The following is a 20,656-nucleotide window of genomic DNA, read 5'->3' as shown; positions in this document are numbered from 1 at the left end:
TTACAGCTTCATCAGGCTGGCGTCGTCGACCGAGGCCGAGTGGCGGGTACGGAAAAGCGACACGATGATCGCGAGGCCCACCACGACCTCGGCGGCGGCGACGACCATCGTGAAGAACGCGATGATCTGGCCGTCGAGGTTGCCGTGCATCCGGGAGAAGGTGACGAAGGCGAGGTTGCAGGCGTTGAGCATGAGCTCGACGCACATGAACAGCACGATCGCGTTCTTCCGGATCAGGACTCCCGCCGCGCCGATGGTGAACAGCAGCGCGGCCAGGTAGAGGTAGTTGACCGGGTTCACTTCGAGGCCTCCTCACGGCCGAGCCGCTCGGACGACCGCTGCTCCAGGGCCTTCAGGTCGTCCAGGGCCTTGCCCGAGACGTCCCTGATCTGGCCGCGGGCGCGCAGCGTCTGGTTGACGGTGAGCTCCGAGGGGGTGCCGTCCGGCAGCAGGCCCGCGACGTCCACGGCGTTGTGCCGGGCGTAGACGCCGGGTGCGGGCAGCGGCGGGAGCTGTACGCCCTCGCGTACGCGGCGCTCGGCGAGCTCGCGCTGGGTGGCGGCCCGCTCGGTGCGCTCGCGGTGGGTGAGCACCATCGCGCCGACGGCCGCCGTGATCAGCAGGGCGCCGGTGAGCTCGAAGGCGAACACGTACTTGGTGAAGATCAGCGTGGCCAGGCCCTCGACGTGCCCGCCGGAGTTGATCCGGCCGAGTCCGTTGAAGTGGGTGAGCTTGGCGTTGCCGATGCCGGCGATCAGCAGGATGCCGAAGCCGAGTCCGCACAGGGCGGCCAGCCAGCGCTGCCCCTTGATGGTCTCGGTCAGCGAGTCCGCTGCGGTGACGCCGACGAGCATGACGACGAAGAGGAAGAGCATCATGATCGCGCCGGTGTAGACGACGACCTGGACGATGCCGAGGAAGTACGCCCCGTTGGCGAGGTAGAAGACCGCCAGGATGATCATCGTCCCGGCCAGGCTGAGTGCGCTGTGCACGGCCCTCTTCATCAGGATCGTCGCCAGCGCGCCGATGACGGCGACCGTGCCGAGGACCCAGAACTGGACCGCCTCACCGGAGGAGGTGAGGGAGGCTGCGGCGATGGCGCTCACGCCTCCACCCCCTCTGCGTCCCCGGCGGGCACCTCGCCCTTGGAGACCGCCACCTGGCGGACCGTGCCGGGAGCCGCCCCGGTCACCAGTCCGCGGTAGTAGTCCGTGTCCTCGGTGCCCGGGAAGATCGAGTGCGGGGCCTCGACCATGCCCTCCGTCAGCCCGGAGAGCAGCTGCTCCTTGGTGTAGATGAGCGCTTCGCGGCTGGAGTCGGCCAGTTCGAACTCGTTCGTCATGGTCAGCGCCCTGGTCGGGCACGCCTCGACGCACAGCCCGCACAGGATGCAGCGGGCGTAGTTGATCTGGTAGACCCGGCCGTACCGCTCACCCGGGGAGTAGCGCTCCTCCTCGGTGTTGTCCGCACCCTCGACGTAGATCGCGTCGGCGGGACAGGCCCAGGCGCACAGCTCGCACCCGATGCACTTCTCCAGACCGTCCGGGTGGCGGTTGAGCTGGTGCCTCCCGTGGAAGCGGGGTGCGGTGGTCTTTTCCTGCTCCGGGTACTGCTCGGTGAGGCGCTTCTTGAACATGGCCTTGAAGGTCACGCCGAAGCCGGCCACCGGGTTCTGCCACTTCTCGCCCTGCTCGGCGTCAGACTTGTCAGACATTCTCAGCACCCTCCTCTCGGTCACTGTCAGTATTCGCCGCGCCACTGACAATGAGCTCCCGCTCACTGCGGGGCCGCCTGCGCGGTACGGGTGCCAGGTGCTGGCCGGGCTTGGGCGGTACGGGGAAGCCGCCCGCCAGGGGGTCGAAGGGTTCGGCGGCCGCGGCCAGTTCGGCGTCCGCGAGGGCCGTCTTCTCCTTCTTGTCGCGGAACAGGTCCGCGACGAAGGACAGCAGCAAGAGCGCGATGACCCCGCCGCCGACGTAGAGGACGATCTCCTGGAAGTCGTAGTTCTCGTTGCGCAGCGCCCGGACGGTGGCGACCAGCATCAGCCACACCACGGAGACCGGGATCAGCACCTTCCAGCCGAGCTTCATCAGCTGGTCGTAGCGCACGCGTGGGAGCGTGCCGCGGAGCCAGATGAAGAAGAACAGCAGCAGCTGGACCTTGAGGACGAACCAGAGCATCGGCCACCAGCCGTGGTTCGCGCCCTCCCAGTACGTGGAGATCGGCGCCGGGGCCCGCCAGCCGCCCAGGAAGAGGGTGACGGAGACCGCGGAGACGGTGACCATGTTGACGTACTCGGCGAGCATGAACAGCGCGAACTTGATGGACGAGTACTCGGTGTTGAATCCGCCGACCAGGTCGCCCTCGGACTCCGGCATGTCGAAGGGGGCGCGGTTCGTCTCGCCGACCATCGTGATGACGTAGATGATGAAGGAGACCGGCAGCAGGATGATGTACCAGCGGTCCGCCTGGGCTTCGACGATCGCCGAGGTCGACATCGACCCGGAGTAGAGGAAGACCGAGGCGAAGGCCGCGCCCATCGCGATCTCGTACGAGATCATCTGCGCACAGGAGCGCAGGCCGCCGAGGAGCGGGTACGTGGAGCCGGAGGACCAGCCGGCGAGGACGATGCCGTAGATGCCGACCGAGGCCACCGCGAGGATGTAGAGCATCGCGATGGGCAGGTCGGTCAGCTGCATCGTGGTGCGCTGGCCGAAGATGGAGACCTCGTTGCCCGAGGGACCGAAGGGGATCACCGCGATGGCCATGAAGGCCGGGATCGCCGCGATGATCGGGGCCAGGACGTAGACGACCTTGTCGGCCCGCTTGACGATCAGGTCTTCCTTCAGCATCAGCTTCACGCCGTCGGCGAGCGACTGGAGCATGCCCCAGGGGCCGTGCCGGTTGGGGCCGATGCGCAGCTGCATCCAGGCGACGACCTTGCGCTCCCACACGATGGAGAAGAGCACGGTCACCATCAGGAAGGCGAAGCAGAACACCGCCTTGAGGACGACGAGCCACCAGACGTCCCTGCCGAACAGGGAGAGGTCTTCGGCGGCGATCTGAACGGTGTTCACGCGCCCACCTCCGCAGGGGAGTCGCTGGTGTCGGCGGGGGCGGCCGGGCCGATGCGGACCAGGGCCCCCGGGCGGGCTCCGGTGTCGGCGAGGACCCCGGAGCCGGTGGAGTTCATCGGGAGCCAGACCACCCGGTCGGGCATCTCGGTGACGCGCAGCGGCAGTTCCACGGAGCCGGCGGGGCCGGTCACCGCGAGGACGTCGCCGTTCTTGACGCCTGTCTCGGCGGCCGTGGCGGCCGACAGGCGGGCGCTGGCCTCGTGCCGGGTACCGGCCAGGGCCTCGTCGCCGTCCTGCAGCAGGCCCTGGTCGAGGAGGAGCCGGTGGCCGGCGAGGACGGCCTCGCCCGCGCCGGGACGGGGCAGCAGCTCCCTGTCTCCGGACTGTCCGGCGGCGCGCTCCCCGGCCCACGGGCCGAGCCGGTCGATCTCCCGCCGTACGGCGTGTACGTCGGCCAGCGCGATCGGCCGGTCGGCCGCGTCGGCCAGCATGTGCAGCACGCGGGAGTCGGCGGGGGCCAGCCGGCGGGTCATCTGCTCGGGCTTCAGCGCGGCCTCGAACGGCCGGACCCTGCCCTCCCAGTTGATGAACGCGCCCGGCTTCTCGGCGACGGCCGCGACGGGGAAGACCACGTCCGCGTGGTCGGTGACCTCGCTGGGCCGCAGTTCCAGGGAGACCACGAAGGCCTCCTGGAGCGCGGTCCTGGCGCGGGCCGGGTCCGGCAGGTCGGCGAGCTCGACGCCCGCGACCAGCAGGGCGGAGAGCTCCCGGGTGGCGGCGGCCTCGAGGATCTGGCCCGTGTCGCGGCCGTAGCGGTGCGGCAGCTCGTCGAGGCCCCAGGCGGCGGCGACTTCGTCGCGGGCCCGCGGGTCGGTGGCGGGACGGGCGCCCGGCAGCAGGGACGGCAGCGCGCCCGCCTCGACGGCGGCCCGCTCTCCGGCCCGGCGCGGGATCCACACCAGCGTGGCGCCGGTGGCGGCCGCGACCCGTACGGCCGCGGTCAGCGCGCCGGGCACGCCCGCGAGGCGCTCCCCCACGACGATGACCGCGCCGGGCAGGCGCAGCGCGTCGGAGGCGGCCTGGCCGCCGTCCTCCAGGCCGGTGTCGGAGGCCAGCGCGTTCAGCCACTCGGGCTCGGTGCCGGGGGCGGCGGCCAACAGGGTGCCGCCCGCCTTCTCCAGACCGCGCGTGGCGAACGGGGCGAGGGCGAAGGTCCGCTGCTTGTGCTTGCGGTGGGCCTTGCGCAGCCGCAGGAAGACCCCGGGGGCTTCCTCCTCGGCCTCGATGCCGACGAGGAGCACGGCCGGGGCCGCCTCCAGCGAGGTGTTGGTGACGCCGCGCCCGTCGAGGTCCTTGCCGGTGCCGGCGACGGAGGCGGCCAGGAAGTCGGCCTCCTCCGCGCTGTGCACGCGGGCCCGGAAGTCGATGTCGTTGGTGTCGAGCACGACGCGGGCGAACTTGGCGTACGCGTAGGCGTCCTCGACGGTGAGGCGGCCGCCGGTCAGCACTCCGGCGCGGCCGCGCGCGGCGGCGAGCCCGTTGGCCGCGGCCTCCAGGGCCTCGGGCCAGCTCGCCGGGGCGAGGACCCCGTCGGTGCCGCGCACCAGCGGCGTGGTGAGCCGGTCGGGGCGCTGCGCGTAGCGGAACCCGAAGCGGCCCTTGTCGCAGATCCACTCCTCGTTGACCTCGGGGTCCTCCGCGGCCAGCCGGCGCAGCACCTTGCCGCGGCGGTGGTCGGTGCGGGTCGCGCAGCCGCCCGCGCAGTGCTCGCACACGCTCGGGGAGGAGACGAGGTCGAAGGGGCGGGAGCGGAACCGGTAGGCGGCCGAGGTGAGGGCGCCGACCGGGCAGATCTGGATGGTGTTGCCGGAGAAGTACGACTCGAACGGGTCGTCCTCGCCGGTGCCGACCTGCTGGAGCGCGCCGCGTTCCAGGAGCTCGATCATCGGGTCGCCGGCGATCTCGTTGGAGAAGCGGGTGCAGCGCGCGCAGAGCACGCACCGCTCGCGGTCGAGCAGCACCTGCGTGGAGATCGGTACCGGCTTCTCGTAGGTGCGCTTCCTGCCCTCGAAGCGCGACTCGGCGTTGCCGTGGGACATCGCCTGGTTCTGCAGCGGGCACTCGCCGCCCTTGTCGCAGACCGGGCAGTCCAGCGGGTGGTTGATGAGCAGCAGCTCCATCACCCCGCGCTGGGCCTTGTCGGCGACCGGGGAGGTCAGCTGCGTCTTGACGACCATGCCGTCGGTGCAGGTGATGGTGCAGGAGGCCATCGGCTTGCGCTGGCCCTCGACCTCGACGATGCACTGGCGGCAGGCGCCGGCCGGGGAGAGGAGGGGGTGGTCGCAGAACCGGGGGATCTCGATGCCGAGCTGTTCGGCGGCCCGGATGACCAGCGTCCCCTTGGGCACCGACAGTTCGATGCCGTCGATGGTCAGGGAGATGTGGTCCACGGGCGGGACCGCGGCCTCTCCGCCGCCGGAGGTGCCGTAGCCCGCGGCGGAGCCGCTAGACGGTTGCAGTACGGTCATGCGGTCACCTCCGTGTCGGCCCAGAGGGTCGACTTCTTGGGGTCGAAGGGGCAGCCCTTGCCCGTGATGTGCTGCTCGTACTCCGCGCGGAAGTACTTGAGCGAGGAGAAGATGGGGCTGGCGGCGCCGTCACCGAGGGCGCAGAACGACTTGCCGTTGATGTTGTCGGCGATGTCGTTGAGCTTGTCGAGGTCGGACATGACCCCGTTGCCCGCTTCGATGTCGCGGAGCAACTGGACCAGCCAGTACGTGCCTTCGCGGCAGGGCGTGCACTTGCCGCAGGACTCGTGGGCGTAGAACTCGGTCCAGCGGGTCACCGCCCGCACCACGCAGGTCGTCTCGTCGAAGCACTGCAGGGCCTTGGTGCCGAGCATGGAGCCGGCCGCGCCGACGCCCTCGTAGTCCAGCGGGACGTCGAGGTGCTCCTCGGTGAACATCGGGGTGGAGGAGCCGCCCGGGGTCCAGAACTTCAGCCGGTGCCCGGGGCGCATGCCGCCGCTCATGTCGAGGAGCTGGCGCAGGGTGATCCCGAGCGGGGCCTCGTACTGGCCGGGGCCGACGACGTGCCCGGAGAGCGAGTACAGCGTGAAGCCGGGGGACTTCTCGGTCCCCATCGACTTGAACCAGTCCTTGCCCCTGTTCAGGATCGCGGGAACCGAGGCGATGGACTCCACGTTGTTCACCACGGTGGGGCAGGCGTAGAGCCCCTCGACCGCGGGGAAGGGCGGGCGCAGCCGGGGCTGGCCGCGGCGGCCTTCGAGGGAGTCCAGAAGGGCCGTTTCCTCGCCGCAGATGTACGCGCCCGCTCCCGCGTGCACGGTGATGTCCAGCTTCAGCCCGCTCCCGAGGACGTTCTCGCCGAGGTAGCCGGCCTCGTACGCCTCGCGCACCGCCTCGTGCAGGCGCCTCAGGACCGGCACGGTCTCGCCGCGCAGGTAGATGAAGGCGTGCTCCGAGCGGATCGCGTAGCAGGCGATGATCATTCCCTCGATGAGGGAGTGCGGGTTGGCGAAGAGGAGGGGGATGTCCTTGCAGGTTCCCGGCTCCGACTCGTCCGCGTTCACCACGAGGTAGTGCGGCTTTCCGTCGCCCTGCGGGATGAACTGCCACTTCATCCCGGTGGGGAAGCCCGCGCCGCCGCGGCCGCGCAGGCCCGAGTCCTTCACGTAGGCGATGAGGTCGTCGGGGGTCATGGCGAGCGCCTTGCGCAGGCCCTCGTACCCCTCGTGCCGCCGGTAGGTCTCCAGCGTCCACGACTGCGGCTCGTCCCAGAAGGCCGACAGGACGGGCGCGAGGAGCTTCTCCGGACTGGTGCCGTTCTTGCTCAGTTCGGTGGACACGGTCATCACTCCCCTCCCTCGATGGTGGCCTCGCCGCGCGGGTGCACGATCGGGGTGTGCGGGGATTCGCCGCGCGCGATGCGCAGGCCGATCAGGGACGCGTGCCCCGCGCCGCCACTGGCCTCGACCGCGCCTTCGCGCTCGTCCGGGAAGCCCGCCAGGATCCGGGCGGTCTCCTTGTACGTGCACAGCGGCGCGCCCCGGGTCGGCTCGACGGTGCGGCCGGCCAGCAGGTCGTCCACCATGGCCTTGGCGGACTCGGGGGTCTGGTTGTCGAAGAACTCCCAGTTGACCATCACCACGGGGGCGTAGTCGCAGGCCGCGTTGCACTCGATGTGTTCGAGGGTGACCTTGCCGTCGGGGGTGGTCTCGTTGTTGCCGACCCCGAGGTGCTCCTTGAGCTCCTCGAAGATGGCGTCTCCGCCCATGACCGCGCACAGGGTGTTCGTGCACACGCCGACCTGGTAGTCCCCGGAGGGCTTGCGCCGGTACATCGTGTAGAAGGTCGCCACGGCCGTGACCTCGGCGGTGGTCAGGCCCAGGACCTCGGCGCAGAACCGGATGCCGGTGCGCGAGACGTAGCCCTCCTCCGACTGGATGAGGTGGAGCAGCGGCAGCAGCGCGGAGCGGCTGTCGGGGTAGCGGGCGATGACCTCTTTCGCGTCCGCTTCGAGCCGGGCGCGCACGTCGGCCGGGAAGTCGGGTGCCGGCAGCCGGGGCATGCCCAGGCTCACCCCTGATACGGGCTGATTGGCCGTCATCGGTCGACGCCTCCCATCACGGGGTCGATGGAGGCGACGGCCACGATGACGTCGGCGACCTGGCCGCCCTCGCACATCGCCGCCATGGCCTGCAGGTTGGTGAAGGACGGGTCGCGGAAGTGGACCCGGTAGGGGCGGGTGCCGCCGTCGGAGACGACGTGCACGCCGAGCTCGCCCTTGGGCGACTCCACGGCCGCGTAGGCCTGGCCGGCCGGTACCCGGAAGCCCTCGGTCACCAGCTTGAAGTGGTGGATGAGGGACTCCATGGAGGTGCCCATGATCTGCTTGATGTGGTCGAGCGAGTTGCCGAGGCCGTCGGGGCCCATGGCGAGCTGCGCCGGCCAGGCGATCTTCTTGTCGGCGACCATGACCGGGCCCGGCTCCAGCCGGTCCAGGCACTGCTCGACGATCCGCAGGGACTGGCGCATCTCCTCCAGGCGGATCAGGAACCGCCCGTAGGAGTCGCAGGACTCGGTGGTCGGCACGTCGAACTCGTAGTTCTCGTAGCCGCAGTACGGGTCCGTCTTGCGCAGGTCGTGCGGGAGGCCGGCGGAGCGCAGGACCGGGCCGGTGGCGCCGAGCGCCATGCACCCGGTGAGGTCGAGGTAGCCGACGTCCTGCATGCGGGCCTTGAAGATGGGGTTGCCGGTGGCGAGCTTGTCGTACTCCGGCAGGTTCTTCTTCATGGTCTTCACGAACTCGCGGAGCTGGTCCACGGCGCCCGGGGGCAGGTCCTGGGCGAGACCGCCGGGGCGGATGAACGCGTGGTTCATGCGCAGGCCGGTGATCAGCTCGAACACGTCGAGGATCAGCTCGCGGTCGCGGAACCCGTAGATCATGATCGTGGTCGCGCCCAGCTCCATGCCGCCGGTGGCGATGCACACCAGGTGGGAGGAGAGCCGGTTGAGCTCCATCAGCAGGACGCGGACGGCGGTGGCGCGGTCCGGGATCTGGTCGGTGATGCCGAGCAGCTTCTCGACGCCCAGGCAGTACGCCGTCTCGTTGAAGAACGGCGTCAGGTAGTCCATGCGCGTGACGAAGGTGGTGCCCTGCGTCCAGTTCCGGTATTCGAGGTTCTTCTCGATGCCGGTGTGGAGGTAGCCGATGCCGCAGCGGGCCTCGGTGACCGTCTCGCCGTCGATCTCCAGGATCAGCCGGAGCACCCCGTGGGTGGAGGGGTGCTGGGGGCCCATGTTGACGACGATCCGCTCGTCGTCGGCGCGGGCCGCCGACTGGACGACTTCGTCCCAGTCGCCGCCGGTGACGGTGTAGACGGTGCCCTCGGTCGTCTCGCGGGCAGAGGCGTGGTCTGCCGCGTTGTTCGATGTGGGGGACATCAGCTGTACGACCTCCGCTGGTCGGGAGCCGGGATCTGGGCGCCCTTGTACTCGATGGCGATGCCGCCGAGCGGGTAGTCCTTGCGCTGCGGGAAGCCCTGCCAGTCGTCCGGCATCATGATCCGGGTGAGGGCCGGGTGCCCGTCGAAGATCAGGCCGAAGAAGTCGTACGTCTCGCGCTCGTGCCAGTCGTTCGTCGGGTAGACGGAGACGATCGAGGGAACGTGCGGGTCCGCGTCCGGAGCCGTCACCTCCAGCCGCACGATCCGGCCGTGGGTGAGCGAGCGCAGGTGGTAGACGGCGTGCAGCTCGCGGCCCTTGTCGTCGGGGAAGTGCACTCCGCTGACCCCGGTGCAGAGCTCGAAGCGCAGCGCCGGGTCGTCGCGCAGGGTCCTGGCGACGAGGGGGAGGTGCTCGCGCGCGATGTGGAGGGTCAGCTCCCCCCGGTCGACGACGACCTTCTCGATCGCGTTCTCGGGGAGCAGGTCCTGCTCCTCCAGCGCCCCTTCGAGCTCGTCGACGACCTCGTCGAAGTACGAGCCGTACGGACGGGCGCTCGCGCCGGGCATCGCCACGGTGCGCACGAGGCCGCCGTAGCCGCTGGTGTCGCCGCCGCCCGAGGCGCCGAACATGCCCTTGCGGACGCCGATCACCTCCGGGCCGGCCGCGCCGCGGGGCGCGGGCACGTTGTCGCCGTCGCCGGCATGGGGGCCGTTCTGCACGGCCGGGTCGTCGCTCACCGCAGGAGCCCCTTCATCTCAATGGTGGGGAGCGCCTTGAGGGCCGCCTCCTCCGCCTCGCGGGCCGCCTCTTCCCGGTTCACGCCGAGCTTCGATCCCTGGATCTTCTGGTGGAGCTTGAGGATCGCGTCGATCAGCATCTCGGGGCGGGGCGGGCAGCCGGGCAGGTAGATGTCCACGGGGACGATGTGGTCGACGCCCTGGACGATCGCGTAGTTGTTGAACATTCCGCCCGAAGACGCACAAACACCCATAGAGATGACCCACTTGGGAGCGGGCATCTGGTCGTACACCTGCCGCAGCACCGGCGCCATCTTCTGGCTGACCCGGCCCGCCACGATCATCAGGTCGGCCTGGCGCGGGGATCCGCGGAAGACCTCCATGCCGAAGCGGGCCAGGTCGTACCGGCCCGCTCCGGTGGTCATCATCTCGATGGCGCAGCAGGCCAGGCCGAAGGTGGCCGGGAAGACGGACGCCTTGCGCACCCATCCCGCGGCCTGTTCGACGGTGGTCAGCAGAAAGCCGCTCGGCAGCTTCTCTTCCAGTCCCATGGAAAATTCAGCCCCTCAGTCCCATTCCAGGCCGCCGCGGCGCCATACGTAGGCGTAGGCGACGAAGACGGTGAGCACGAAGAGGAGCATCTCGACGAGCCCGAAGATCCCCAGCGAGTCGAAGGTGACCGCCCAGGGGTAGAGGAAGACAACCTCGATGTCGAAGACGATGAAGAGCATCGCCGTCAGGTAGTACTTGATGGGGAAGCGACCGCCACCGGCCGGCATCGGAGTGGGCTCGATGCCGCACTCGTACGCTTCAAGTTTTGCCCGGTTGTACCGTTTTGGGCCGATCAGCGTGGCCATGACCACGGAGAAGATCGCAAACCCTGCGCCGAGGGCGCCGAGCACGAGGATGGGCGCGTACGCATTCACGCTCCTCGCTCCTTCCAGTCGTCAGTGACCGTTGGACCGCTGTGCCGGCGCCGCGCGCCCCGCCTCGCATGTCTCGCATGTGAGGCAGTTCACAAGCCGGACTGGTGCGCATCTTATGCCCGCCCATCTGTGATCTGCGACACGGGTTGCAACAACGAGTTTGTGATCTCCACCACCTGACGAACGATCATGAAGCCCAATGAGTGGTGATCTTCATACGTGAAGCATCCACATGATCACCAAAGGTGACATCCACACTCGTCGCCGCAGGTGGAAGGCCTGTCGCACTATCAAACCGTGGCCCCTGCATGCAAATTGGCGAGGTGGTGCGCGTGATGATAAAGGGATCGACATCCCCCGGGCGGGGGACCTCGCGCGTACGGGAGTGGACACGTGCATGCGTTCACGAAGTCGGGGCAGTGGCGCTCCGAGGGGTCACGGGGGGGCGACGCGCGACCCGGCCCCGGCCCGACCCCGAACCGGTCCCGAACCGGTCCCGAATCACCCTCGGCCCGCCCACAACCCGCCGCCGACCCGCCCCCGACCCGGCGGCGACTTCACGGTTCGATCACAGGAGGGCCACAGCGTCCGCATCGCGTGACGCTTCTGTGACCTGCGCCACTCGGAATTCTCGGTACCGAAAGGGGGCTTGGCCATCAGTGCGAGCGGATGGTAGGCCCAGGATCAATTCGGACTTATTGCGGAAAACCCATGATCACAGCCTTGTGACGGGCTGTCCGATTCGCCCGTTACGGCGTCAATAAGAGTTCCGACGCGCCCGGTTAGCCCGGTTCGCGCGCAACTGTGGCGCAGACCACGTTTCTTGAAGGGAACCGTGGAGCCCTGATAGCGGTTGTACCCATGTCCCTCACCGCTCACATACCCAGCCACCGGAAGCCCCGCCGCAGCGCCTCGAAGCTCGCGGTCCGCGCCGGAGTTGCCGGTGGCGTCCTCAGCACCCTGGCCATGGCCGGCACGGCGAGCGCCACCCCCTCCGCCGAGCCCGCGCACGAGACCACGCTCGAAATGCCGGTCCTCAACCTGGACCTGAGCGCCGAGGTGTCCTCCTCCGTGGCCAAGGCCGCGGAGAACACCCGCGCCGCGGCCGTCGACGGCGAGCTCAACGCCCTGGAGGAGACGGCCCGCACGGGTGCCGCCGCCGAGGCGAAGCAGCTCAAGGCCGACGCCCAGCAGAAGGCCGACGCCGAGACGAAGGCGAAGGAGGAGGCGGACCGCAAGGCCGAGGCCGAGCGCGCCAGCCGCAGCACGGCCCGCACCCCGATCCAGAGCACCTCCGGATCCTCCTCGTCCAACGGCACCCCTTCCACGGGGACCTCCTCGCAGGGCAAGGGCACCGTCACCGCCCCCGCCACCGGCTCCGCCGCCGCCATCGTCAACTTCGCCCGCGCGCAGGTCGGCAAGGCGTACGTCATGGGCGGCACCGGCCCGTCCTCGTTCGACTGCTCGGGCCTCGTCCAGGCCGCGTACCGCCAGGCCGGCATCACCCTGCCGCGCATGTCGCAGGCGCAGTCCAGCTTCGGCAAGTCGGTGTCCCTGAGCGCCCTCCAGGCGGGCGACATCCTGTACTGGGGCTCCAAGGGCAGCGCGTACCACGTCGCCGTCTACGTCGGCGGCGGCAAGTTCGTCGGCGCGCAGAACTCCAGCACCGGCATCGTCGAGCGCTCCCTGAGCTACGACAAGCCGACGGGCGCCGTCCGCGTCCTCTGACACCTCCCCGCAGTCCCGGGCCGCTCCCGGTGACGCACGAAAGGCCGGTACTCCCCCGCTCGGGGGTGGAGTACCGGCCTTTCGGCCGTCCTGGGGCTCCCGGAGGCTCCCGGGTGCTCACGGGGCCTCTGGGGCGCTCTGGGCGCCGTCCCGGCGCGAGGGGGTCGCGGAGACTGCCGCGCGCCGTCAGTCGAGGAACGTGGCCGAGGAGATCTTGTTCTTGAAGTTGATGCTGGCGTTGCCCACGTAGCCCGGGGGGAGCGCACCGACCAGACCGGCGAGGTTCGGATCGGTGCCCACCTTCCACGTGTAGATGTCGCGGTTCCGGTAGGACGCCGTGTCGTCGTTCGTCACCCGGTTCCGGCCGGCGCAGCCCTCCGGCCCGATGAAGAGGTCGTTGTAGAAGTTCCAGTCCGACGCCATCAGGTCGAAGACACAGCCCCCTTGGTAGGAGTTGTAGTAAAGGCCGAACTCGCTGGTTTCCAGATAGCCGTTCTTCGGCGTGTTGGCGGCCACCGGTCCGGCGGCCGCCACGAGAACCGCGCCGACGGATACCGCGCCGACGAAACCGGCGGCGATTCTGTTAAGGGCCTTGCTCATGGGCCTTTTCTCCATCTTCAGGGAATTGATTCCGGCCGGGATTAAACCCTCCGGACTTCTCCGGGGCAAGCTCCTTCTCGGCTGAGAAGGCTACAACCACCATGGCGCGTACCGGACTTGTCGGGCTTGCCACCAGCCGATTACGATCTCCCGCGGCCTTCCGCACCTCACCCCACACGGACGCGTCCTTCCCACTCCGCCGATCGCAAGGGAAACAACCTCGTGCGCGTACGCGAAATATCCTCGTCCTTCTTTTTGTGCCTCGCACTGACCGGATGCGGAGCCGGAACAGTTCCGGAGAAGAACTCCGGATCGGGAACGCCCGGGCCTACGGCCGGACTCACCGCCACGCCCTCGCTCGCGGCCGGGGACGTCCCGTTCTACACGTGCATGGAACAGCACGGAATGACCATCTCCTACGGGGAGAACGGGGCACCGCACTTCGTGGAGAAGGAGAGCCCCCGGTACCCCGAGGCGCAGAATGCCTGCCTGTCCCTGCTCCCCCCGGCCCCCTCCCCCGTCCAGGCGAGCGCGCGGGAACTCGCCGCCGCGCGCGAGGCCTCCGCGTGCATGCGGGCCCGGGGCGTCTCCTGGTATCCGGACCCGGACCCGGTCACCGGCGAGGCCGGCCAGAAGGAGGGCGGCACCTCCGACCAGTGGCAGTCGCTCAAGGGGGAGCACCGCGAGACGTACCGGACCTGCCTGCCCCGGCCCTCCTGAACGGCCCGCGCACGGCTCAAAGGAGCCCGGCCGCCAGTTTGTAGCGGGCCTCGCGCTGCTTCTCGTACAGCGCCAGGGTCTCGGCCTGCTCCTCCACCAGCCGTTCCTGGTACGCCTTCTCCACCGCCGCCCAGATGCCCACGAGGTTCACCTCGCGCTTGCAGGCGACGTCGGCCTTGGCCGCGGTGACGGCCTTGGCACCACCCGGATCGGCCTCCAGGCCGAGCTTCTGGACGACCTCGTAGGGGTCCTTCAGGCCGCCGTACCCCGACTTCTCCATGCACGCCGACCAGTTCTCCAGCACCTCGGCCACCCGCGAATCGCCCTTGGCGCGTTCGTGCGCCTCCGAGGCGAGCCCGAACGGGAACAGCAGGTCGACGCTGTCCTTCGTCGGCGCGTACAGCTTCCGGTACGCCTCCCGCACGCACCCGCCGGCCGGCACCTTCTGCCCGCCGACGTCGATGCCGCTGTCGACGTGCGCGGCCTCCTCCTCGGTCGGGGCGTCCGGGGGCCGCGCGGCCCCCTGTTCCCCGCCCGGCCGTTCGCCGTGCATGACCAGCGCGGCGCTCTCGCTCAGCGGGGCGGCCGGGGGCTTGACCGGCCGGCCCCCGCCCGCGGTCGTGTCGTAGCCGTGGGCCGCCGCGAACACCGGATCGGCCGCCCCGAAGAGCGTCCGGTGCCTGTCCTCGGGCCCCTGGGCGGCGGCGGGAGCGGCCGGCCGGATCTCCTCGTACGGGAACCCGTACCGGGCCATGCACCGGGAGAGCAGCCGCTGCTGCACCTGCCCCATGCGGACCGTTTCGGCGTCGGTGTCCGTGTACGCGTCCAGGGGCAGCGAGAGCGAGGCGGTGGCCGGGGCGACGGCGACCTCGCCGAGTTCCGGCTCCCCGTGCGCGCTGCCGCCGTCCGGATCCGAGCAGCCGGCCAGGACGAGCGCCAGCAGGACGGCGGCCGGGAGGGCGGGGTGGCGGGCGCGGTGGCGGAGCGGACGGGCGCGCATGGCGGAAGACCTGTTCACTCTCGGAAATTCAACAGCCCGGCCGCAACCCGGACAAGGGCTTCTCACCTGCTGGTCAGCCAAACTTCTTGCCCGGAAACCAACTTGCCGCCCGGCCGCTCGGCTCTGCGCCGAGCGGCCGGGCCTTGAACGATCAGGCCTTCGGCGCGACCTTCGACAGGCCGTTGATGACGCGGTCCATCGCGTCGCCGCCCGTCGGGTCGGTCAGGTTGGCCAGCATCTTCAGGGTGAACTTCATCAGCACCGGGTGGCTCAGGCCGCGCTGGGCGGCGACCTTCATGATCTTCGGGTTGCCGATGAGCTTCACGAAGGCGCGGCCCAGGGTGTAGTAGCCGCCGTAGGTCTCCTTGAGGACCTTCGGGTAGCTGTGCAGCGTGAGTTCGCGCAGGGCGGGGGTGGCGCGGGAGTGGGCCTGGACGATGACGTCGGCGGCGATCTGGCCCGACTCCATCGCATAGGCGATGCCCTCGCCGTTGAACGGGTTGACGAGCCCGCCCGCGTCACCGACGAGCAGCAGCCCCTTGGTGTAGTGCGGCTGGCGGTTGAAGGCCATCGGCAGGGCCGCGCCGCGGATGGGCTGCGTCATGTTCTCGGGGGTGTAGCCCCAGTCCTCCGGCATCGAGGCGCACCAGGCCTTGAGGACCTCGCGCCAGTCCAGCTCCTTGAAGGCGGAGGAGGAGTTGAGGATGCCGAGGCCGACGTTGGAGGTGCCGTCGCCCATGCCGAAGATCCAGCCGTAGCCGGGCAGAAGCCGGTCCTGGGCCCCGCGCCGGTCCCACAGCTCCAGCCAGGACTCCAGGTAGTCGTCGTCGTGGCGGGGCGAGGTGAAGTACGTACGCACGGCCACGCCCATCGGGCGGTCCTCGCGGCGGTGCAGGCCCATCGCCAGGGAGAGCCGCGAGGAGTTGCCGTCGGCGGCGACGACCAGCGGGGCCTTGAAGGTGACCTCGGTCTTCTCCTCGCCCAGCTTCGCCTTCACACCGGTGATGTGCCCGGTGCGGGGGTCGCGTACGGGCTCGCCGACGTTGCAGCGCTCGTACAGCCGGGCTCCGGCCTTCTGCGCCTGGCGGGCCAGGGTCTCGTCGAAGTCGTCGCGCTTGCGGACGAGGCCGTAGTCGGGGAAGGAGGCCAGCTCGGGCCAGTCCAACTGGAGCCGCTGGCCGCCGCCGATGATCCGCAGGCCCTTGTTGCGCAGCCAGCCGGCCTCTTCGGAGATGTCGATGCCCATCGACACGAGCTGCTTCGTGGCGCGCGGCGTCAGGCCGTCACCGCAGACCTTCTCGCGCGGGAACGCCGTCTTCTCCAAGAGGAGGACGTCAAGTCCGGCCTTGGCCAGGTAATAAGCAGTGGTCGAGCCGGCGGGCCCGGCCCCGACGACGATCACGTCCGCGGAGTGCTCGGAGAGGGGCTCGGTCACGGCGGGTCTCCCGAAGGCTCGATAAGGGGTGCCCAACGGCACAAGACATGTGCAGTCTATGCAGCGAGAGAGATCGCGATCCGAAGGGCTGCCCCCTGTGACCACCACGCCGACCCGGCCGCCGACCCGGCCCCTGCCCGTCGTCCAGCTCCGTGTGCCCACGGACGAGGACGCGCACGCCTGGCACCGGGTCTTCCGCGACCCCGATGTCATGGAATTCCTCGGCGGACCGGCCGAGCTCTCCTTCTACGAGGAGATCACCGCGCGGCAGCGGATGCACGACGCGCGGCTCGGCTTCTGCCTGTGGACGCTGCTGGACGGGGACGGGGAGGTCATCGGTTTCACCGGGGCGCAGCCGTGGCCGGCGGAGAAGGCGTGGGGGCCGGTCGGGGAGATCGAGATCGGCTGGCGGCTCGGTCGCTCCGCGTGGGGGCGGGGGTATGCGTATGCCGCTGCGCTGGCGACGTTGGAGCGGGTGCGGGGGGCTGGGGTTCCGGAGGTGGTGGCGATGATCGACGATGCCAACGTTCGCTCGATCGCGGTGGCGGAGCGGCTCGGGATGACCCTGGCGGAGCGCTTCCCGTTGCCCGGGGGCCGCCGCCACGCCCGCCGCTACGCGCTGAGCCTCACCCCCGAGTAACCCCCGCTGCGCGGAGCCGCCCCGCCGCCCGCCGCGGCCCGTCCCCGACCGCGGGGGCGTGCCGCTGCGCGGGGCGAAGTCCCCTCCCCGCCCTTCCCCCGTTCCCCGGGCTCCGCCCGGACCCCCTGGGGCTCCGCCCCAGACCCCGCGCCTCAAACGCCGGCGGGGCTGGATATGCCTGGCCTCCGACGTGCACGTGCAGGCTGACGCCGGCAAAATCCAGCCCCTCCGGCGTTTGAGGAGCGGGGGTCCGGGGGCCGGCCCCCGGGAACGGCGCCGCACCCGGCAACGGGTCCGGGGCGCAGCCCCGGGGAACGGGCGAAGGGCGGGTAGGGGACCCAGCCCCGCAGGGCCCACCCAGCCGCACCCACCCACCGGCCTCACGCCGGTACGGCAGTGGCGAGCACCCCGACCGGCCACCGCCGGACGGAGTCCGGGCCGCACCGCGCGAGGGGCGCGTCAAGGTGTCAGAAGACGCTCAGGCCCGTCAGGGTGGTGAAGCGGTCCAGCGCGGCCACCGCGGCGACGGAGTTGCCCTGGGGGTCGAGGCCGGGGCTCCAAGCGGCCAGCGTGCACGCGCCGGGCACCACCGCGACGATGCCCCCGCCCACACCGCTCTTGCCGGGCAGCCCCACCCGGTAGGCGAACTCCCCGGCCGCGTCGTACGTCCCACAGGTCAGCATCACCGCGTTGACCTGCTTCGCCTCGCTGCGCGTCAGCAGCCGGGAGCCGTCCGCGCGCAGCCCGTGCCGGGCCAGGAAGCGGCCCGCCCGGGCCAGGTCGGCGCAGCTCATCTCGATGGAGCACTGCCAGAAGTAGTGCTCCAGCAGCATCGGCACCGGGTTGTCGATGTTTCCGTAGGCGGCCATGAAGTGGGCCAGGGCCGCGTTGCGGTCCCCGTGTTCCTGCTCGGAGGCGGCGACCTCCGCGTCGAAGGCGACGTCCGGGTTCTGGCTCTCCTCCCGGAGGAAGTCCAGCAGTTCGCTGCTCGCGTCGCCCGTCAGCGTCTGGAGCCGGTCGGTGACGACGAGCGCGCCCGCGTTGATGAAGGGGTTGCGCGGGATGCCGTTCTCGTACTCCAGCTGCACGAGGGAGTTGAACGGGTTGCCGGAGGGTTCCCGGCCCACCCGCTCCCACAGGCTGTCGCCGCCCTCGGCGAGCGCGAGGGCCAGCGCGAAGACCTTGGTGATGGACTGCGTGGAGAACGGCGTCCGCCAGTCCCCCACCCCGAACACGTTGCCGTCGAGGTCGGCGATGGCCATCCCGAACTGCCGGGGGTCCACGGACGCCAGCGCCGGGATGTACTCGGCGGTGGTGCCGCTGCCGATCAGCGGGGCGATGTCGGTGGCGACCTGCTCCAGCAGTGCCTGGTAGTCCATCGGCGGGGTCCCGTCAGTACTTGTTAGCGCTTCGTGCCGCGGTGCAGGGCCACGATGCCGCCGCTGAGGTTGCGCCAGGCCACCTTGGACCAGCCGCCCTTCTGCAGCAGTGCGGCCAGCGCGGGCTGGTCGGGCCAGGCGCGGATGGAGTCGGCGAGGTAGACGTACGCGTCGGGGTTGGAGGAGACCGCGCGGGCCACCGGCGGCATCGCGCGCATCAGGTACTCGGTGTACACGGTCCGGAAGGGGGCCCACGTGGGCTGCGAGAACTCGCAGATCACGACGTGCCCGCCGGGCTTCGTGACCCGGTACAGCTCGCGCAGGGCGGCGTCGGTGTCCTGGACGTTGCGCAGGCCGAAGGAGATGGTGACGGTGTCGAAGGAGTCGTCCTTGAACGGCAGCTTCGTCGCGTCGCCGGCCGTCAGCGGGAGCCAGGGGTTGCGCTTCTTGCCCTCGCGGAGCATGCCGAGGGAGAAGTCGCAGGGCACGACGTACGCACCGGCCGCGGCGAAGGGCAGCGAGGACGTGGCCGTGCCGGCGGCCAGGTCGAGGACCAGTTGCCCGGGGCGCGCGTCGACCGCCTTGGCGACCTCCTTGCGCCACAGGCGGGCCTGCCCGAGGGAGAGGACGTCGTTGGTGAGGTCGTAGTTCGCCGCCACGCCGTCGAACATGGAGGCGACTTCGTGCGGCTGCTTGTCCAGGGAAGCGGTGGTCACTGGCGTGGGCCCCTCGGGTGCGGTGCGAATGGTTCGGCGAACGGTTCGGCAGGGTCCTGCGGACCGCCCCGCCATTCTCGCAGGCCCCCCGGGCACCGCACCCGGCCGCCCGTTGCCCGCGGCGCGCGGGGGTGGGGCGCGGGGCGTGGGGCGTGGGCGGCGCGGCCCCGGCGGTGAGCGGCGCAAGGCCTCCGCCGGCTCGATGCGGGAGGCGCGCCAGGCGGGGTGGAGGCCGGCCAGGAGCCCCGTCAGCAGACCGATCACCGGGGCGGCGAGCACCGTCACCGGGTGGATGACCGGGGTCCAGCCGCGGAACACCGCCACCAGCACCACCGTCCCGCAGCCCTGCGAGGAGCCGGCCCAGGTCCGAGGAGACGTTGGTGCGCAGTGAGCGCGGGTCCGGCGGGGCGACGGCCTTCAGGTGGGTCGGTGGCGGGGAGCAGGTCGGTCCCGCGAAGCCCATCCCCGTGGGCCAGGAGGAATCCGAGAGAGCGGGGCTGGGCTGGGCTTCCTCACGGTCGACGGAAAGAAGGTTCCGTCGGGCGGCTGCGCCGGTGAAGAACTCCGTACTCCGTGGACATCATGGTCCGGCAGAACTTCGGATTCGACGCCTACGGACGTTCCCGGCAGGACAGCCGGGTCGGATAGGCGATCAATGAATGGTCCGCGTGCAGGGCGGAAGGGCTATCAGACCGACAACCCGGTGAGCCCTGAGCTGGGATTCAACGACCCCGCCCTCGGTTCTCCGCACGGTCGAAGCCACGTACCAGAAGCGGCTGATCGAGCATAATGCCGAAGTGCCGGCCCTGGCCGAGACACAGTTGGAAGAGCGGATGCGACTCGGCGCCGCGCGACCCGACCCGACTCGGCTCTGACATGACGAAACACCGTTCCGCCCGCCGCCGGCCCGCACGGCTGGTGCTGCCGCTCGTGCTCTGCTCGGCGGCCGCCCTCGCGGCGGCCGTGGCGGGGATCCTGCCGCCCCAGAACCCCGCGCCCCGCCCGGACCGCTCCGCCCCGCGGCCGCCGCCGTCCGGGCAGACGGCCGCGCTCGACCCCGCGCTCATGTCCCCGCCCACATCCCCGTCCGCACCGGCGCCCACGCCCACGCCCGCACCGAGCCCCTCCGCCGCCCCCGGCGCGAACCCCCCGGCCGTCCCGGAGGCCGGGCCCGGCACCTTCCGGGCCTCCGCCGTCTCGGGCCCCCGCCACGGTTCCGGCCCGGTACGGCGCTACCGGGTCGAGGCCGAGGACGGCTCCGGCGTCGATCCGGACGAGGCCGCCCGCGCGGTCGACGCCGTGCTCGGCGACCCGCGCGGCTGGACCCGCGACCCGCGGTACGCGTTCCGGCTGACCGGGTCCGGCCCGGTGGAGTTCACGGTGCGCATCGCCACCCCGGCCACCACGGACCGGCTCTGCCAGGTGGCGACCCCCGAGCTGAAGGGGGAGGCGAACTGCCGCAGCGGACACCAGGTGATCGTCAACCTGCGGCGCTGGCAGCTCGGTTCACCCCAGTTCGACGGTCCCGCGGCCGAGTACCGGGCACTGATCATCAACCACGAGGTGGGCCACGAGCTGGGCCGCGGCCACGAGACCTGCCCCGGGCCGGGGCTGCCCGCGCCGGCGATGATGCAGCAGCTCAAGGGGCTGCTGGGCTGCCGGCCCAACGCCTGGCCGTTCGACGCGCGCGGGAATTACGTGAGAGGTCCTCTCGTCCCTTGATCGACCG

General features: G+C 70.6%; 20 protein-coding genes. 4 read left to right on the top strand and 16 right to left on the bottom strand.

What is annotated here, in order from left to right; all coding sequences use genetic code 11:
• Genes nuoK through AC6CKD_RS00585 form a run of 11 tightly spaced genes read right to left on the bottom strand, consistent with a single transcriptional unit; the run spans position 1 to position 10,709 of the window.
• Positions 1-300, bottom strand: a complete 300-nt coding sequence (nuoK, locus tag AC6CKD_RS00635) for an NADH-quinone oxidoreductase subunit NuoK (RefSeq protein WP_007265827.1) — start codon at positions 298-300, stop codon at positions 1-3.
• On the bottom strand, positions 297-1,106 hold the full coding sequence (locus tag AC6CKD_RS00630; RefSeq protein WP_498324515.1) for an NADH-quinone oxidoreductase subunit J: 810 nt from the start codon (positions 1,104-1,106) through the stop codon (positions 297-299). The genes nuoK and AC6CKD_RS00630 overlap by 4 nt, the downstream gene beginning before the upstream one ends.
• Complete coding sequence (nuoI, locus tag AC6CKD_RS00625; RefSeq protein ID WP_498324514.1) at positions 1,103-1,714, bottom strand: NADH-quinone oxidoreductase subunit NuoI; 612 nt, start codon at positions 1,712-1,714, stop codon at positions 1,103-1,105. Before nuoI ends, AC6CKD_RS00630 begins: the two co-directional genes overlap by 4 nt.
• On the bottom strand, positions 1,707-3,077 hold the full coding sequence (gene nuoH / locus AC6CKD_RS00620; protein WP_356510336.1) for an NADH-quinone oxidoreductase subunit NuoH: 1,371 nt from the start codon (positions 3,075-3,077) through the stop codon (positions 1,707-1,709). Before nuoH ends, nuoI begins: the two co-directional genes overlap by 8 nt.
• The gene (locus AC6CKD_RS00615) at positions 3,074-5,605 is read right to left on the bottom strand and encodes an NADH-quinone oxidoreductase subunit G (RefSeq protein ID WP_498324513.1); all 2,532 of its coding nucleotides are present in this window, start codon (positions 5,603-5,605) and stop codon (positions 3,074-3,076) included. The genes nuoH and AC6CKD_RS00615 overlap by 4 nt, the downstream gene beginning before the upstream one ends.
• A complete protein-coding gene (nuoF, locus tag AC6CKD_RS00610; RefSeq protein WP_498324512.1) occupies positions 5,602-6,951 on the bottom strand; it encodes an NADH-quinone oxidoreductase subunit NuoF in 1,350 nt (449 codons plus the stop codon). Before nuoF ends, AC6CKD_RS00615 begins: the two co-directional genes overlap by 4 nt.
• Positions 6,951-7,706 carry an NADH-quinone oxidoreductase subunit NuoE gene (gene nuoE / locus AC6CKD_RS00605; RefSeq protein WP_498324511.1) on the bottom strand — a complete coding sequence of 252 codons (756 nt, stop codon included), beginning with the start codon at positions 7,704-7,706 and terminating at the stop codon, positions 6,951-6,953. Before nuoE ends, nuoF begins: the two co-directional genes overlap by 1 nt.
• Positions 7,703-9,043 (bottom strand): NADH-quinone oxidoreductase subunit D, encoded by a 1,341-nt coding sequence (locus tag AC6CKD_RS00600; RefSeq protein WP_498324510.1) that lies wholly within the window; start codon positions 9,041-9,043, stop codon positions 7,703-7,705. The genes nuoE and AC6CKD_RS00600 overlap by 4 nt, the downstream gene beginning before the upstream one ends.
• Positions 9,043-9,783: an NADH-quinone oxidoreductase subunit C gene (locus AC6CKD_RS00595; RefSeq protein WP_498324509.1), complete on the bottom strand. Its 741-nt coding sequence runs from the start codon at positions 9,781-9,783 to the stop codon at positions 9,043-9,045. Before AC6CKD_RS00595 ends, AC6CKD_RS00600 begins: the two co-directional genes overlap by 1 nt.
• A complete protein-coding gene (locus AC6CKD_RS00590) occupies positions 9,780-10,334 on the bottom strand; it encodes a NuoB/complex I 20 kDa subunit family protein (protein ID WP_079429234.1) in 555 nt (184 codons plus the stop codon). Before AC6CKD_RS00590 ends, AC6CKD_RS00595 begins: the two co-directional genes overlap by 4 nt.
• Positions 10,335-10,349: 15 nt before the next feature.
• A complete protein-coding gene (locus tag AC6CKD_RS00585; protein WP_030010013.1) occupies positions 10,350-10,709 on the bottom strand; it encodes an NADH-quinone oxidoreductase subunit A in 360 nt (119 codons plus the stop codon).
• Between the two features lie 861 nt (positions 10,710-11,570).
• Here AC6CKD_RS00585 and AC6CKD_RS00580 point away from each other — a divergent pair.
• Complete coding sequence (locus AC6CKD_RS00580) at positions 11,571-12,437, top strand: C40 family peptidase (protein ID WP_498324508.1); 867 nt, start codon at positions 11,571-11,573, stop codon at positions 12,435-12,437.
• A 186-nt stretch (positions 12,438-12,623) separates the two neighbouring features.
• Here the strand turns inward: AC6CKD_RS00580 and AC6CKD_RS00575 are convergent, their stop codons facing one another.
• Positions 12,624-13,037: a hypothetical protein gene (locus AC6CKD_RS00575; RefSeq protein WP_498324507.1), complete on the bottom strand. Its 414-nt coding sequence runs from the start codon at positions 13,035-13,037 to the stop codon at positions 12,624-12,626.
• A 222-nt stretch (positions 13,038-13,259) separates the two neighbouring features.
• Between AC6CKD_RS00575 and AC6CKD_RS00570 the strand changes: the two genes are divergently transcribed.
• Entirely contained in the window at positions 13,260-13,757 is a 498-nt protein-coding gene (locus AC6CKD_RS00570; protein WP_498324506.1) for a hypothetical protein, read from the top strand.
• Positions 13,758-13,773: 16 nt separating this feature from the next.
• Here AC6CKD_RS00570 and AC6CKD_RS00565 read toward each other — a convergent pair whose 3' ends face one another.
• Positions 13,774-14,775, bottom strand: coding sequence for a hypothetical protein (locus AC6CKD_RS00565; protein ID WP_498324505.1), 1,002 nt, complete (start codon positions 14,773-14,775; stop codon positions 13,774-13,776).
• A gap of 133 nt (positions 14,776-14,908) precedes the next feature.
• Positions 14,909-16,192: a geranylgeranyl reductase family protein gene (locus tag AC6CKD_RS00560; RefSeq protein ID WP_498324504.1), complete on the bottom strand. Its 1,284-nt coding sequence runs from the start codon at positions 16,190-16,192 to the stop codon at positions 14,909-14,911.
• A 97-nt stretch (positions 16,193-16,289) separates the two neighbouring features.
• On the opposite strand from AC6CKD_RS00560, the gene AC6CKD_RS00555 reads away from it, so the two are divergent.
• Entirely contained in the window at positions 16,290-16,832 is a 543-nt protein-coding gene (locus AC6CKD_RS00555; protein WP_498324503.1) for a GNAT family N-acetyltransferase, read from the top strand.
• 467 nt (positions 16,833-17,299) lie between these two features.
• On the opposite strand, the gene AC6CKD_RS00550 is transcribed toward AC6CKD_RS00555, so the two are convergent.
• The gene (locus tag AC6CKD_RS00550) at positions 17,300-18,211 is read right to left on the bottom strand and encodes a glutaminase (protein ID WP_498324502.1); all 912 of its coding nucleotides are present in this window, start codon (positions 18,209-18,211) and stop codon (positions 17,300-17,302) included.
• A 23-nt stretch (positions 18,212-18,234) separates the two neighbouring features.
• Entirely contained in the window at positions 18,235-18,927 is a 693-nt protein-coding gene (locus AC6CKD_RS00545; protein WP_498324501.1) for a demethylmenaquinone methyltransferase, read from the bottom strand.
• An 876-nt stretch (positions 18,928-19,803) separates the two neighbouring features.
• Here AC6CKD_RS00545 and AC6CKD_RS00540 point away from each other — a divergent pair.
• A complete protein-coding gene (locus tag AC6CKD_RS00540; protein ID WP_498324500.1) occupies positions 19,804-20,649 on the top strand; it encodes a DUF3152 domain-containing protein in 846 nt (281 codons plus the stop codon).
• Positions 20,650-20,656 lie beyond the last annotated feature (7 nt).

The sequence above is a fragment of the Streptomyces sp. GQ60 genome (assembly GCF_059758875.1).
This window is presented reverse-complemented; position numbering and strand designations above follow the sequence as displayed.

Bases quoted from the DNA above. Each gene is read 5' to 3' on its own strand.
- nuoI (WP_498324514.1), bottom strand. From the start codon at position 1,714: ATGTCTGACAAGTCTGACGCCGAGCAGGGCGAGAAGTGGCAGAACCCG.
- AC6CKD_RS00615 (WP_498324513.1), bottom strand. From the start codon at position 5,605: ATGACCGTACTGCAACCGTCTAGCGGCTCCGCCGCGGGCTACGGCACC.
- nuoF (WP_498324512.1), bottom strand. From the start codon at position 6,951: ATGACCGTGTCCACCGAACTGAGCAAGAACGGCACCAGTCCGGAGAAG.
- nuoE (WP_498324511.1), bottom strand. From the start codon at position 7,706: ATGACGGCCAATCAGCCCGTATCAGGGGTGAGCCTGGGCATGCCCCGG.
- AC6CKD_RS00600 (WP_498324510.1), bottom strand. From the start codon at position 9,043: ATGTCCCCCACATCGAACAACGCGGCAGACCACGCCTCTGCCCGCGAG.
- AC6CKD_RS00590 (WP_079429234.1), bottom strand. From the start codon at position 10,334: ATGGGACTGGAAGAGAAGCTGCCGAGCGGCTTTCTGCTGACCACCGTC.
- AC6CKD_RS00580 (WP_498324508.1), top strand. From the start codon at position 11,571: ATGTCCCTCACCGCTCACATACCCAGCCACCGGAAGCCCCGCCGCAGC.
- AC6CKD_RS00575 (WP_498324507.1), bottom strand. From the start codon at position 13,037: ATGAGCAAGGCCCTTAACAGAATCGCCGCCGGTTTCGTCGGCGCGGTA.
- AC6CKD_RS00550 (WP_498324502.1), bottom strand. From the start codon at position 18,211: ATGGACTACCAGGCACTGCTGGAGCAGGTCGCCACCGACATCGCCCCG.
- AC6CKD_RS00540 (WP_498324500.1), top strand. From the start codon at position 19,804: ATGACGAAACACCGTTCCGCCCGCCGCCGGCCCGCACGGCTGGTGCTG.